The organism is Streptomyces caeruleatus (genome assembly GCF_001514235.1).
GTDB lineage: Bacteria > Actinomycetota > Actinomycetes > Streptomycetales > Streptomycetaceae > Streptomyces > Streptomyces caeruleatus.
Window position 1 is genome coordinate 762380 of record NZ_KQ948925.1, and the last position, 13757, is coordinate 776136.

The window sequence follows — 13757 nt, forward strand, 5'->3', positions numbered from 1 at the left end:
ATTCGATGCATACGCATGTACTGTCTCCGTCATGACCTCTCCGCTCACCACCCCCGCGTCCGACGGACGCTGGACCCCCCGGCTGTGGGGCACCCTCCTGGTCCTGTGCGCCGCGATGTTCCTGGACGCGCTGGACGTCTCGATGGTCGGCGTCGCCCTGCCGTCCATCGGCGCCGACCTGGGGCTGACCACCTCGACCCTGCAATGGATCGTCAGCGGCTACATCCTGGGCTACGGCGGCCTGCTGCTCCTCGGCGGACGCACCGCCGACCTGCTGGGCCGACGCCAGGTCTTCCTGGTGGCCCTCGCCGTCTTCGCGCTCGCCTCGCTGCTCGGCGGGCTCGTCGACTCGGGCCCGCTGCTGATCGCCAGCCGTTTCATCAAGGGCCTGGCCGCCGCCTTCACCGCCCCCGCCGGCCTGTCCATCATCACCACGACGTTCGCCGAGGGCCCGATCCGCAACCGAGCACTGGCGATCTACACCACCTGCGGCGCCACCGGCTACTCGATGGGGCTCGTCTTCTCCGGCCTGCTCACCGAGGCCAGTTGGCGCCTGACCATGCTGCTCCCGGCGCCCGTCGCGCTGATCGCCCTGGTCGCCGGCCTGAAACTGCTCCCGCGCACCGAGCGCGAACGGACCAACGGCGGCTACGACATCCCCGGCGCCATCCTCGGCACCGCCTCGATGCTCCTGCTCGTGTTCACCGTCGTCGAGGCACCGGCGGCGGGCTGGGGCTCGGCCCGCACGATCCTGTCGTTCGTCGCCGTCGTCGTCCTGCTGACAGCCTTCGTCCGCGTCGAGCGACGCAGCCCGAGCCCACTGATCCGGCTGGGCGTGCTGCGCTCCGGAGCCCAGGTACGGGCACAGCTGGGCGCGTTGACGTTCGTCGGCAGCTACATCGGCTTCCAGTTCCTCGTCACGCTGTACATGCAGCAGCTGCTCGGCTGGTCGGCGCTGCACACGGCGCTGGCCTTCCTGCCGGCGGGCGCGCTCGTGGCACTGTCGGCGACGAAGGTCGGTGCGGTCATCGACCGGTTCGGCACGGCACGGCTGATCGCGGTCGGCTTCGCCGCGCTGGTCGCCGGCTACCTCCTGTTCCTGCGGATCGACCTCGACCCGGTCTACGCCGCGGTCATCCTGCCCACCATGCTGCTGGTGGGCGCCGGCTTCGCGCTGACCTTCCCCTCGCTCAACGTCCAGGCCACCAACGGCGTCGACGAACACGAGCAGGGCATGGTCTCGGGCCTGCTCAACACCTCGGTCCAGGTGGGCGGCGCGCTGTTCCTGGCCGTCGTGACCGCGGTCCTGACCGCCAACAGCCCCGAGGAACCCGCTTCCCCGCAAGCGGTCCTCGACAGCTACCTGCCCGCCCTGGTCGTGACCACCGTGATCGCGGTCGCGGGCCTCCTGATCGCCCTCACCGGACTGCGCACGCGCCGCGAGCAGCGGACCGTCGTGGTCGCCAAGTCCACCGCGAGGGAGGCGGAAGCGGAGCGTGTGGCGCTGCGCGACTAGGGAAACACCCCCTAGGGGGGACCACCTCCCATGTGCGCCCGGCGGAGCCGCTTGCTCCGTCGGGCGCACTCCTGTTTGACTCAAGGTATGGAGAACTACGGGGGACGGCGCCGGCAGGCGGAGCGGGACGCGATCACCGTCGAGATCGGGTACGCGCTGTTCAGTGCGGCGTTCGCGGCGGCGGTGCTGTTCGGGGCGATCGTCGGGCCGGCGTACGTCTTCGACGTGTCGGACGGTACGCGCGGCCCCCTGGTCGGCGTGGGCAGCACGGTCGCTGTCGTGCTGTTCTTCGCCCGGGTCGTCAGCGTGCTGACGCGGTTCCGGCGGACGTCTCAGCCCAGCCAGCCCGGCCGCACCAACCCCGACTCGTAGGCCAGCACCACGAGTTGGGCCCGATCGCGGGCGCCGAGCTTCACCATGGTGCGGCTGACGTGGGTCTTCGCGGTGAGTGGGCTGACCACCAGGCGCCGGGCGATCTCCTCGTTGGACAGGCCGATGCCGACCAGCGCCATCACCTCCCGCTCACGCTCGGTGAGTTCGGCGAGGGCGTCCGCGGCGGCCGGCTCCTTGGAGCGGGCGGCGAACTCGGCGATCAGACGCCGGGTCACGCCCGGCGACAGCAGCGCGTCGCCCTCGACCACCGCCCGTACGGCACGCAGCAGTTCCTCCGGCTCGGTGTCCTTGACCAGGAACCCGGAGGCGCCCGAGCGGATGGCCTCGAAGACGTACTCGTCGAGTTCGAAGGTGGTCAGCACGACCACCCTGACGTCCTTCAGTGCCGTGTCCTCGGTGATCCGGCGGGTCGCGGCGAGGCCGTCCAGGAGCGGCATGCGGATGTCCATCAGCACGACGTCGGGCCGCAGTTCGCGCACCTTGCGCAGCGCCTCCTCGCCATCCGGGGCTTCCCCGGCCACCTCGATGTCGGGCTGGGCGTCGAGCAGTGCCCGGAAACCGGCCCGCACCAGTGACTGGTCGTCGGCGAGCAGTACGCGGATCACCGGTCCTCCTTGACCTCATGAGCCGTCTTCAACGGCAGTACGGCGAGCACCCGGAACCCCCCGTTGGCACGCGGGCCCGCCTCGATCGTGCCACCGAGCGCGGCCGCCCGCTCCCGCATTCCGGCGAGTCCGTTGCCACTGCCGCCCGCGTCGGCGCCGGTCGCGGGACCGTCGTCGTCGATACGCAGCCGTAGCGTCGTCCCGTCGTCGTGATCGAGGTGCACGCGCGCGTGCCGTGATCCCGAGTGGCGTACGACGTTGGTGAGGGCCTCCTGGACGATCCGGAAGGCGGCGAGGTCGGTGCCGGGCGCCAGGCGGGGCGGCTCGCCCTCGACCTCGACGGTGAGGCCCGCGCTCGCGGCCTGCTCCACCAGTTCGGGCAGCCGGTCCAGGCCGGGCGCCGGGGTGCGCGGGGCGTCGCCGGGGGTGCGCAGCGTGTCGAGGACCTGGCGGACCTCGCCGAGCGCCTCCTTGCTCTGGGCCTTGATGGTGGTGAGCGCCGTGCGCGCCTGCTCGGGGTCGGTGTCGAGGAGGGCGAGGCCGACGCCCGCCTGCACATTGATCACGCTGATGCTGTGCGCGAGGACGTCGTGCAGTTCGCGGGCGATCCGCAGCCGCTCCTCGTCGGCCCTGCGCCGCGCCGCCTGCGCCCGTTCGGCCCGCTCCTTCGCCCACTGCTCGCGCCGGGTCCTGGCCAGCTCCGACACCGCCACGATCGCCGCCACCCACGCGGCGATCACTCCTTCCTGCCCCCAGGGCGCGGCCGAGTCACCGGACGGCGGCAGCCACTGGTACAGCCAGTGCGCCACCAGGGCATACCCCACCCAGAACACGCCGACCGCCGCCCAGGCGGCCTTGCGGTGGCCCAGGACGATGGCGTTGAAGCAGGCCAGGGCGACGGCCACGAAGACCGGCCCGTACGGGTACCCGGCACCCAGGTACACCGTGGCGGCCGTCGCCGTCCCGAACGCGACGGCCACCGGGTACCGCTTGCGCCACAGCAGCAGCGCCGACGCCACGAACAGCAGGGCGCGCGCGAAGGGGTCGAGCGGCGCCCGGTCGTCGAGCTGGCCCTGGGCGGCGAAGTTCGAGCCGGCCATCACGAAGAAGGTGACCAGCAGGGTGGAACGCCACGGCCAGCGAGGAGCGCGCTCCTCGTCGGCCCACCCGCTCCACCCCGGCGGCCCGTGCCGCCACCACGTCTGCGGCCCACCGCCCCGGCGTGCCTGCTGCTCTTCCATGCCCGCCACGCTAGACGCGATGACGGCCGGGCGGCGTCCCCCGCGCGTGGTGATCACACGTACTCCCGGCGAAGTACGTCCGCCGTCCCGGCCTGCCTGATCCGCGGCCCGCGCCGCGCGCACTGCACACCCGGATCCTGCGCCAGGACCCGGCGCCGCCGCCGGTCCCCTGACGACTCGCGCCGACCTAACCGCGTCCGTCCACCAGGCCGACCCCGTGCGCGAGCCGGCCCACCGCGTGCCGGAAGAACGCCTCCCGGTGCTCCACGACCCGGTTGAACTGCCCGAACAGGTCGAACCCGACGAGCCCGAAGAGCTCGGCCCAGGAGGCGACCAGGGCCGCGACGTTGGCCGGCGGGAGGTCGGGGGCCAGGTCGGCGGTCATGCGCTCCGCCTCGGGGCGCAGGTCGGCGGGCAGGGGTGCCGGTTCGGTGAGGCCGGAGGTCGCGTGGGCCTCGCGCAGGATGCCGATGAAGACGAGGCCGACGCGGGAGGCGGGTGGGACCGTCGTGTCGGGCGCGGTGTACCCGGGCACGGGCGAGCCGTAGATCAGCGCGTACTCGTGCGGATGGCGCAGCGCCCAGTCCCGTACGGCCTGGGCCACCGATATCCAGCGCTGGACTGGTCCGGCGTCGACGGCCTCGGCGTGCGCGGCCTCGGCGCTCTCCCCGAGGGAGTCGTAGGCGTCGATGATGAGGGCGGTCAGCAGGTCGTCGCGGCTGGGGAAGTAGCGGTAGAGCGCGGAGGAGACCATGCCGAGTTCGCGGGCCACGGCACGCAGGGAGAGTTTGGCGGCACCTTCGGCCGCGAGCTGTCTGCGGGCCTCGTCCTTGATGGCCGCGGTGACTTCCATCCTGGCGCGGGCGCGTACGCCCTTTGCGGTGCTGCTCATGACGGCCAGTCTTCCAGAAGAACAGAGCGGTGCACACATTCGAGAGCACTGCTCTTGCTTTGGATCAGCGTTGTCGTGCACACTGCTCTCAAGTGAGAGCACCGCTCTCTCAATCGTCCGAACCGGAACTCCGGGAGTCGCCATGACGTCGCCGTACTACCTCAAGGGCAGCCCGCTCAACGTCCGCCTCAACAGCGTGATCGGCTGGCTGGCCCGGCACGGGCTCAGCATCGCGGGCACGGCGGAGCTGTCCGTGCGCGGGCGCAAGAGCGGCAGGATGCAGCGCATCCCGGTCAACCCGCACAGCCACGACGGCGCGCGGTACCTCGTCTCGGCCCGCGGCCACTCCCAGTGGGTGCGCAACATGCGCGCCGCCGGCGGTGGGGAACTGCGCGTGGGGCGCAAGGTCCGTGAGTTCTCCGCGGTGGAGCTTCCCGACGAGGAGAAGCTCCCGATCCTGCGGACCTATCTGGAGAAGTGGGGCTGGGAGGTCAACCAGTACTTCAACGGGGTCACCGCGAAGTCCTCCGACGAGGAGATCGTCGCGGCGGCCCAGGACCACCCGGTCTTCCGGATCACCGTCAGGAAGTGACGTCGTCGGCCACGGGCTGCGCACGGCGGTCCATCGCGGTGAGCGCGCGGTGGGCCATCGGATGGGTGCGGACGATCTCGGCCAGTGACGTCGAGCCGCGGGTGATGTCCGTGAACGCCTTCCAGGCCGGCCGGAAACCGGTCAGCGTGGCGTGGAAGAGGCCGGGACGGCGCTCGAAAGCGGTCAGCAGCCGCTTGCCGACGCTCATCTCGACGCCGAGCCCCGCCTTGATCGCGAAGGCGTAGTTCAGGGCCTGGCGCCGGGTATCCACCGCGTCATGCGCCTCGGCGATCCGGACCGCCCACTCCCCCGCGAGCCGCCCCGACCGCAGCGCGAACGAGATGCCCTCGCGCGTCCACGGCTCCAGCAGCCCCGCCGCGTCCCCGCACACCAGCACGCGCCCGCGTGACAGCGGCGAGTCGTCGGCACGACAGCGGGTCAGGTGCCCTGAGGAGATGCCCGGTTCGAAGCCGGCGAGGCCGAGCCGTCCGATGAACTCCTCCAAGTACCGCTTGGTGGCGGCTCCTTCACCGCGCGCCGAGATCACGCCCACCGTCAGGGTGTCGCCCTTGGGGAACACCCAGCCGTAACTGCCGGGAATCGGCCCCCAGTCGATGAGCACCCGCCCCTTCCAGTCCTCGGCGACCGTCTCCGGCACCGGGATCTCCGCCTCCAGGCCGAGGTCCACCTGGTCGAGCTTGACCCCGACATGCGCTCCTATCCGGCTGGCGCTGCCGTCCGCGCCGACCACGGCCCGCGCGAGGAGCGTCTCGCCGCCCTGCAGGACCACGGCGACGCTGCGCCGGTCCGGCACCGCCGAGCCGTGCTGCTCGACGCGCTGCACGGTGACGCCCGTACGCAGCTCGGCGCCGGCCTTCTGCGCGTGCTCGACGAGCTGCTGGTCGAACTCGGGACGGTTGATCAGCCCGAAGAGCATCTGCTTGGAGCGCCGGGTCCGGGTGAAGCGGCCGTTGTTGGAGAAGGTGACCGCGTGCACGCGGTCGCGGAAGGGCAGTTCGAAGCCGGGCGGCAGCGAGTCGCGCGAGGGGCCGATGATGCCGCCGCCGCATGTCTTGTAGCGCGGCAGCTCCGCTTTCTCCAGCAACAGCACGCGCCGCCCGGCGACGGCCGCCGCGTACGCGGCCGAGGCCCCCGCGGGTCCCGCGCCCACCACGACGACGTCCCACACCCGCTGCACGTCGTCCGCCGAAGAGTTCTCGCTGCTCACGATGGTCTACTGCTCCCGATCAAGCCGCCTACGCCTGCTGTCCCCCGCATCCTACGGCGGGCATCGTCGCAGGCCGCTGTGGGAGGATCACAGCACTCACACGTACAACGTCGCACCCACAAGGAGCGTGCCCATGTCGTCGAATCCGGTCGCCGAGACCGTCGCCTCGCTGATGCCCGGCGCGAAGGCGGAGCTCACCGAACTGGTGGCGTTCAGGTCGGTGGCTGACTTCGACCAGTTCCCGAGGAGCGAGAGCGAGGGCGCCGCCCGCTGGGTGGCCGACGCGCTCGGCGCCGAGGGCTTCCAAGACGTGGCCCTGCTCGACACCCCGGACGGCACGCAGTCGGTCTACGGCTACCTGCCGGGGCCCGAGGGCGCGAAGACGGTCCTGCTGTACGCCCACTACGACGTGCAGCCCCCGCTGGACGAGGCCGCCTGGAGCACCCCGCCCTTCGAGCTGACCGAACGCGACGGCCGCTGGTACGGGCGCGGGGCCGCCGACTGCAAGGGCGGCGTGATCATGCACCTGCTCGCCCTGCGCGCGCTGAAGGCGAACGGCGGCATACCGGTCCACGTCAAGGTGATCGCCGAGGGCTCGGAGGAGATGGGCACCGGCGGTCTGGAGCGGTACGCCGAGCAGCACCCGGACCTGCTGGAGGCCGACACCATCGTGATCGGCGACGCGGGCAACTTCCGCGTCGGCCTGCCGACGGTCACCTCCACCCTGCGCGGCATGACCCTGCTCCGCGTGCAGATCGACACCCTCGAAGGCAACCTGCACTCCGGCCAGTTCGGCGGGGCGGCGCCCGACGCGCTCGGCGCGCTGATCCGTGTCCTGGACTCGCTGCGCGCCGAGGACGGTTCGACCACGGTGGACGGGCTGAACGGCGAGGCCTCGTGGGAGGGGCTCCAGTACGCGGACGAACAGTTCCGCCAGGACGCCAAGGTCCTCGACGGCGTAGAGCTGATCGGCTCCGGCACGGTCGCCGACCGGATCTGGGCGCGCCCCGCCGTCACGGTCCTCGGCATCGACTGCCCGCCGGTCGTCGGCGCCACCCCGTCCGTGCAGGCGAGCGCACGTGCGCTGATCAGCCTGCGGGTGCCGCCGGGCGTGGACGCGGCCGAGGCGACCAAGCTGCTCCAGGCGCATGTCGAGGCGCACACGCCGTGGGGTGCCCGGGTCCGCACCGAGCAGATCGGCCAGGGCCAGGCGTTCCGCGCCGACACGAGCAGCCCGGCGTACCAGGCCATGGCGGACGCGATGGCGGTCGCCTACCCGGGCCAGGAGATGCAGTACGCCGGCCAGGGCGGCTCGATCCCGCTGTGCAACACCCTCGCCGCGCTCTACCCGCACGCGGAGATCCTCCTCATCGGCCTGAGCGAGCCGGAGGCCCAGATCCACGCCGTGAACGAGAGCGTGTCGCCGCAGGAGCTGGAGCGCCTGTCGGTCGCCGAGGCGCTGTTCCTGCGCAATTACGCGGCGAGCTGAGGCAGTCGGCGCTCAGGATGGGTCCATGACCCGCACCGAGCGCCTCGCCGCCCACACCGACATCGCCACGTCCCTGGCGCTTCTCTCCGACCACGAGCTCGCGGACCTGGTGGCGGAGGGGACGCCGGTGGGAGCCGGGATCGGCGGGCCGACGAAGGTGATCGAGGTCAACGGCGCCCGGGTCTTCGTGAAGCTGGTCCGGCTCACGGACGTCGAACTGCTCCCGGAGAACGTCAGGTCCACGGCGAACGTCTTCGACGTGCCCGCCTTCTGCCACTACGGCGTCGGCAGCGTCGGAAGCCCGGGCGTCGGCGCCTGGCGGGAGCTGGCGGTGCACACGATGACGACGAACTGGGTCGTCTCCGAGCGGTTCGCGGGGTTTCCGCTGATGCACCACTGGCGGGTCCTGCCGCAGCGGCCGCAGCCCCTCCCGGACGACCTGGCGGACGTGGAGCGGGCCGTCGCCCACTTCGGCGGCGGCCCGCAGGTGCGCGAGCGCATCGAGGCCCTGCGCACGGCCACGTCAAGCCTGGCGCTGTTCCTGGAGTACCTCCCACACACCCTGCACGACTGGCTCGGCGACCAGCTCGCGACGGGTGACCCGGAGGCGGCCTGCGCCCTGGTGGAACAGGGCCTGGAAGCCCTCACCGCCTTCCTGGGCGCGCAGGGCCTCCTGCACTTCGACGCCCACTTCCAGAACCTCCTCACCGACGGCCGGCGGCTCTACCTCGCCGACTACGGCCTCGCGCTCTCCGGGCGCTTCCGGCTGTCCGGGCAGGAGCGCGACTTCCTCGCCCGGCACCGTCACTACGACCGCGCCTACACCAGCTGGTTCCTGGTGATCTGGCTGGTCACCGAGTTGTACGGGTACCGCGGGCAGGAGCGGAGCGCCTTCGTCCGGTCCTGCGCCGACGGCGCGCTGCCCGGCGGCGGGATCCCGGAGGCCGCCGCCGCGCTGATCGCCCGCCATGCCCGAAGCGCTGCCGTGATGGACGACTTCGTGCGTCGCTGGGATCAGGAGAGCAGGCTGACCCCGTTTCCGGACGCGGAGACGTTCGGCGTGGTTCAGGACGTCGGAATCCCGGCCTCCAGATAGAGCGCCGCCCCGCGCTCCCGCGCCCGAAGCGCCCAGCGCAGCCGCTCGTAGCGCACCGGTGGAAGCAGATCGGCCGCCTCCTCCTCGGTGACGAACCGCCAGTCGCGCAGTTCGGGCCCGGGCAGCAGGAGACGTTCGGCCTCCGTGGAGTCCAGGCGGCCGCCGTCGAAGAGAAGGCGCAGACCTCCGTACCCCGGGGGCGAGGGCCGCTCCCAGTCGACCACGAGGAGCCGCGGTACGTCGTCGAGCCGTATCCCCGTCTCCTCCGCGACCTCCCGGATGCCCGCCCGCGCGGGCGCCTCACCCCGTTCGACGACCCCGCCGGGGAACTCCCAGCCCGCCTTGTAGGTGGGGTCGACGAGCAGGACCCGGTCCTCCTCGTCGAAGAGCAGGACGCCCGAGGCGACGGTCTCGGCCGTGGGCTCGGGCGTCTGCACGATGTCGCAGACCGGGACCGCACCGCTGCCGACCGCCTCGGCGATGCGGACGGCGGTCTCGTACGGGGTCAGCGGGCCGTTGTCGACGGGATAGGCGTCGGCCGTGAGCCAGGAGGCGAGTGCGGTGCGGTAGGGCTCTATGTGGTCGTACGACCACTGCCGGACCCGTATCTCGCCGTCGGACAGGTCGGGCGGGATCTCCCGTCCGGCTATTCGCTCGCGCAGGATCGTTTCCGCCGGGGCGAGGAGAACATGTCTGACGGTGATGCGGCGAGCGGCCAGGCCGCCGAAGATCTCGTCGCGGTGCTCCTGGCGCAGCAACGTCATCGGGACCACGAGGGTCCCGCCGAGCTCGGCGAGCAGCGCGGCCGCCGTGTCGATCACGAGACGCCGCCAGATCGGCAGGTCCCTGAAGTCACCGACCTCGGTGAGGTGTTTGGGCGGAAGCAGGTGGCTGAGTGCTCCGCCGATGACCTCGGGGTCGAAGAGCGTGCTGTTCGGGATCAGCTCGATCAGTTCGCGTGCGGTGGTGGTCTTCCCCGCACCGAACGCGCCGTTGATCCAGACGATCACGTTTCCCCCTCTTCTGTTGGCCCCCTGTGGCTTGCCCGCTCCACCCTGCCACGGAAACCAGCTCCCGTAGAGAGCGCATGACAGCGGCGCCGGGCCCCCTCGGGTGCGGGGGTACGGCGCCGCGGTCGAGTCAGGGGGCTCGTCAGCCCTTCTTTGCCTTCTTCCCGTGCGGGGCGTCGTTCACAGCCCGGTCCGTCTCACGGTTGATGGCCCGGCCGACGGTGTCCAGGGCCTTGTCGACGCTCACACCGCCGAGCTTGGTCTCGGCACCGGCCGGCAGCCCGGCGTCAGGGGCACCGGTGGCGGGGGAACCGGTGACCGGGAGCTCGATGGCGTGGGACGGCGTGACCGCCGCGACGACGAATCCGGTGGCCAGGGAGGCGATGGCGAGCATGCTGCGCTTCTTCATGACCGTTTCAACTGCGAAACGGAGGCGGGAGTCACGCTCCGCCTCGGGGCGATCGGGACGGCGACGCGATTTCGGCCCCCGGCCGCGCCTAGACCGACTGGGCCTGGGGGAGCCGGCGCTGCCGCACGCGCCGTACCAGGTCGTCCGCGGCTTCCGGCCACCGGGCGTACTCGAAGGCGAAGCCCTCGTCGAGCAGCCGGCCCGGCACGACACGGCGGCTCTTGAGCAGCAGCTCGGTGTCCGAACGCAGCGCGAACGCGCCGATCTCGGCCATCCACCTCGTCGCGGGCAGGCCCACGGGGACGCCCGACGCGGAGCGCAGTGCCCGCATGAACGCGCGGTGCGGCAGGGGTTCGGGAGCGGCGAGGTTCACCGGCCCGGCGAGATCCGGCCGGTCCACCAGGAACTCGACCGCGCGGACGAAGTCCCGTTCATGGATCCAGGAGACGTACTGCCCGCCGCCCGCCACGGGCCCGCCGAGTCCCAGCCGCGTCAGTCGCAGCAGGACGTCGAACACGCCGCCGCGATCGGGGCTCATCACCATGGCGGAGCGCAGGGCGACCTTCCGCGTGTGCGGCGTGTCGGCCTCCTCCTGCGCCCGCTCCCACTCCTTGGCGATCTCGACGCTATACGCCCAGTAGTCCGGCACATCGGGTTCGCCGCCGCCGATGACGCCTGTCGCCTCGTCGTGGGGCGCGTCGGACCGGTGGGCGTAGACGGTTGCCGTGCTCATCTGGAGCCAGACCCGCGGCGGCCGGGCGGCGGCGCCGATCGCCTCTCCCACCACCCGGGTGGAGTGCACACGCGAATCCATCATGGCCCGCAGATTGGGCGCGGTGTAGCGGCAGCTGACACTGCGCCCGGCCAGGTTGATCACGATGTCGCTGCCGTCGATCGCCGTGGCCCAGGGACCCTGCGTCTCCCCGTCCCAGTGGAGCTCGCCCGCGCGCGTGGGCCGCCTGGTCAGGACGACGACCTCGTGGCCCGCGCCGCTCAGCGCACGGTTCAGGACCGTGCCCACCTGCCCGGTTCCTCCGGGGATCACTATCTTCATCGGCTCCCCCTCGTCTGTGGGAAGGAGCCTAGCGCAGACTCTTGAACATGTTCAAAACGCCGCCGGGGGACTCCGTATGCCACCCGACGACTTCCAACACACTCCGACAGGTTCTACCGTGAGTCCACCATGACGCGTACATGTCGTCATCCAATTCCGCAGGTACGGAGGAACGTAACGATGCGTCACCTTCACACCCGCACAACCCGTCGCAGAGCGGTCGGAGCGCTCGCCGCCGGCCTGCTGTGCGCGGCGGGGCTCGGCGCCCCCTCCGCCGCGGCCCCGGCCTCCGCGGCCCCCGTCGCGCCCGCCGTCGACGACGGCCTCGCCCTCACCCCGCCCATGGGCTTCAACAACTGGAACTCCACCCACTGCCGTGCCGAGTTCAACGAGTCCATGGTCAAGGGGATCGCGGACATCTTCGTCGCGAAGGGCCTCAAGGACGCCGGGTACCAGTACGTCAACCTCGACGACTGCTGGGCCCTGCCGTCCAGGGACGCGAACGGGAAGCTCGTACCCGACCCGGTCCGCTTCCCGGGCGGGATCAAGGCGGTCGCCGACTACGTCCACGCCAAGGGCCTGAAGCTCGGCATCTACACCAGCGCGGGCACGAAGACCTGCAACACGGCGGGCTTTCCGGGTTCCCTGGGCCATGAGTACAGCGACGCCCGGCAGTTCGCGGACTGGGGCGTGGACTACCTGAAGTACGACAACTGCAACAACCAGGGTGCGGACGCCAGGCTGCGCTACACGACCATGCGCGACGCCCTGAAGGCCACCGGCCGCCCCATCGTCTACAGCATCTGCGAGTGGGGCGAGAACAAGCCGTGGGAGTGGGCGGCCGACGTCGGTCATCTCTGGCGCACGACCGGTGACATCAGCGACAACTGGGGCTCGATGCTGTCGATCCTCAAGCGCAACCTGCCGCTCGCGCCGTACGCGGGACCCGGCCGCTGGAACGACCCCGACATGCTGGAGGTCGGCAACGGGGGCATGACCCAGACCGAGTACCGCTCCCACTTCTCGATGTGGGCGATCATGGCCGCGCCGCTGCTCATCGGCTCCGATCTGCGGTCGGCCTCCGAGGAGACCTTCGAGATCCTCGGCAACCGCGAGGTCATCGCGGTCGACCAGGATCCGCTGGGCAAGCAGGGCGCCGTGATCTCGTCCGAAGGCGGGCGCTGGGTCGTCGCCAAGGAGATGCGGGACGGCAGCCGAGCGGTCGCCCTCTTCAACGAGTCCGGCACCGCCCAGCGCATCGCCACGACCGCCGACGCGGTCGGCCTGGCCGACGCCGACGCGTACACGCTGCGCGACCTGTGGCAGCACCGCGGCTACCACACCGCAGGCACGATCTCCGCGACCGTCCCCGCCCACGGCACGGTCCTCCTGCGCGTCTCCGCCGACCCCAGGTGGGCCCACCACCCGCCCGCCGTCGAACTCGGCCTGGACGGCGACTCGTTGGTCGAGGCGGGCGGGACGGTCGCCTGGACGTCGACGGTCACGGACCTCGGGCGTACGGCGGCCAGGCGCGTGTCCGTCGCCCTGACCGGGCCGGCCGGGTGGACCGTGAAGGCGACGTCCCCGACCGCCTCGCCCACGCTGCCACCGGGCCGTTCCCTGCGCACCACATGGACCGTCACCGCGCCGCAGGGGACGCCGACCGGGCCGTACGACCTCACCCTCAGGACCAGCTACCGGTCACCGTCCGGCGTCCGCGTCGACAACGCGCTCCCCTTGACCGCGACCGTGGTGACGCCACCGCCCGCGGGGACGTCCGGGCTCGGTGACCTCGCGTGGCTGTCGGCCGGCAACGGCTGGGGACCGGCGGAGCGCAACACCAGCAACGGCGAGAGCGAGGCGGGCGACGGGAACCCGATCACCATCGGGGGTGTCGGGTACGGCACGGGGCTCGGTGTCCATGCCGAGAGTGCCGTCGAGTACTACGCCGGCGGCGCGTGCGAGACGGTGACCGCCGACGTCGGTGTCGACGACGAGACGGGTGCGAACGGCACCGTCGCCTTCGAGATCTGGGCGGACGGCACCAGGGCCGCCGCCACCGGCGTCCTCACCAACGCGATGCCGGCCCACCCGCTCACGGCCGACGTGACCGGCGCCCGGGTGGTCCGGCTGGTCGTCACCGACGGCGGCGACGGCATCGACTCGGATCACGCGGACTGGGCGGCGGCGCGGATGAGTTGCTGACGTTTGTCACTGTCCTCGCCCGCCGAC

General features: G+C 71.7%; 13 protein-coding genes. 6 read left to right on the forward strand and 7 right to left on the reverse strand.

Annotated features, from left to right (window positions below; all coding sequences use genetic code 11):
- The first annotated feature begins 31 nt into the window (after positions 1-31).
- Both AQJ67_RS08175 and AQJ67_RS08180 read left to right on the forward strand, forming a co-directional pair.
- A complete protein-coding gene (locus AQJ67_RS08175) occupies positions 32-1516 on the forward strand; it encodes an MFS transporter (protein ID WP_062717366.1) in 1485 nt (494 codons plus the stop codon).
- Between the two features lie 87 nt (positions 1517-1603).
- Positions 1604-1888: a DUF6332 family protein gene (locus tag AQJ67_RS08180; RefSeq protein WP_062717367.1), complete on the forward strand. Its 285-nt coding sequence runs from the start codon at positions 1604-1606 to the stop codon at positions 1886-1888.
- Here the strand turns inward: AQJ67_RS08180 and AQJ67_RS08185 are convergent.
- The 3 genes from AQJ67_RS08185 to AQJ67_RS08195 all read right to left on the reverse strand — a co-directional run bounded on the left by AQJ67_RS08185 (position 1849) and on the right by AQJ67_RS08195 (position 4647).
- Positions 1849-2514, reverse strand: a complete 666-nt coding sequence (locus tag AQJ67_RS08185) for a response regulator (protein WP_062717368.1) — start codon at positions 2512-2514, stop codon at positions 1849-1851. The two genes, AQJ67_RS08180 and AQJ67_RS08185, sit on opposite strands and share 40 nt — an antisense overlap.
- Positions 2511-3755: a sensor histidine kinase gene (locus tag AQJ67_RS08190; RefSeq protein WP_107122809.1), complete on the reverse strand. Its 1245-nt coding sequence runs from the start codon at positions 3753-3755 to the stop codon at positions 2511-2513. The genes AQJ67_RS08185 and AQJ67_RS08190 overlap by 4 nt, the downstream gene beginning before the upstream one ends.
- Before the next feature lie 187 nt (positions 3756-3942).
- On the reverse strand, positions 3943-4647 hold the full coding sequence (locus AQJ67_RS08195; RefSeq protein WP_062717370.1) for a TetR/AcrR family transcriptional regulator: 705 nt from the start codon (positions 4645-4647) through the stop codon (positions 3943-3945).
- 142 nt (positions 4648-4789) lie between these two features.
- Here AQJ67_RS08195 and AQJ67_RS08200 point away from each other — a divergent pair, with 142 nt between their 5' ends.
- A complete protein-coding gene (locus AQJ67_RS08200; RefSeq protein WP_062717371.1) occupies positions 4790-5239 on the forward strand; it encodes a nitroreductase family deazaflavin-dependent oxidoreductase in 450 nt (149 codons plus the stop codon).
- Here AQJ67_RS08200 and AQJ67_RS08205 read toward each other — a convergent pair.
- The gene (locus tag AQJ67_RS08205; RefSeq protein WP_062717372.1) at positions 5229-6467 is read right to left on the reverse strand and encodes a geranylgeranyl reductase family protein; all 1239 of its coding nucleotides are present in this window, start codon (positions 6465-6467) and stop codon (positions 5229-5231) included. The two genes, AQJ67_RS08200 and AQJ67_RS08205, sit on opposite strands and share 11 nt — an antisense overlap.
- Before the next feature lie 133 nt (positions 6468-6600).
- On the opposite strand from AQJ67_RS08205, the gene AQJ67_RS08210 reads away from it, so the two are divergent.
- Both AQJ67_RS08210 and AQJ67_RS08215 read left to right on the forward strand, forming a co-directional pair.
- Positions 6601-7956 (forward strand): dipeptidase, encoded by a 1356-nt coding sequence (locus AQJ67_RS08210; protein WP_062717373.1) that lies wholly within the window; start codon positions 6601-6603, stop codon positions 7954-7956.
- Positions 7957-7981: 25 nt separating this feature from the next.
- Positions 7982-9052, forward strand: coding sequence for a protein kinase family protein (locus AQJ67_RS08215; RefSeq protein ID WP_062717374.1), 1071 nt, complete (start codon positions 7982-7984; stop codon positions 9050-9052).
- On the opposite strand, the gene AQJ67_RS08220 is transcribed toward AQJ67_RS08215, so the two are convergent.
- From AQJ67_RS08220 to AQJ67_RS08230, 3 genes are all read right to left on the reverse strand, one after another.
- Positions 9022-10062: an NUDIX hydrolase gene (locus AQJ67_RS08220; RefSeq protein ID WP_062717375.1), complete on the reverse strand. Its 1041-nt coding sequence runs from the start codon at positions 10060-10062 to the stop codon at positions 9022-9024. The genes AQJ67_RS08215 and AQJ67_RS08220 overlap by 31 nt on opposite strands.
- Positions 10063-10204: 142 nt before the next feature.
- A complete protein-coding gene (locus tag AQJ67_RS08225) occupies positions 10205-10471 on the reverse strand; it encodes a hypothetical protein (protein WP_062717376.1) in 267 nt (88 codons plus the stop codon).
- Between the two features lie 88 nt (positions 10472-10559).
- Complete coding sequence (locus tag AQJ67_RS08230; protein WP_062717377.1) at positions 10560-11525, reverse strand: TIGR01777 family oxidoreductase; 966 nt, start codon at positions 11523-11525, stop codon at positions 10560-10562.
- Between the two features lie 180 nt (positions 11526-11705).
- Between AQJ67_RS08230 and AQJ67_RS08235 the strand changes: the two genes are divergently transcribed.
- Entirely contained in the window at positions 11706-13730 is a 2025-nt protein-coding gene (locus tag AQJ67_RS08235; RefSeq protein ID WP_062717378.1) for an NPCBM/NEW2 domain-containing protein, read from the forward strand.
- Positions 13731-13757: the final 27 nt, after the last annotated feature.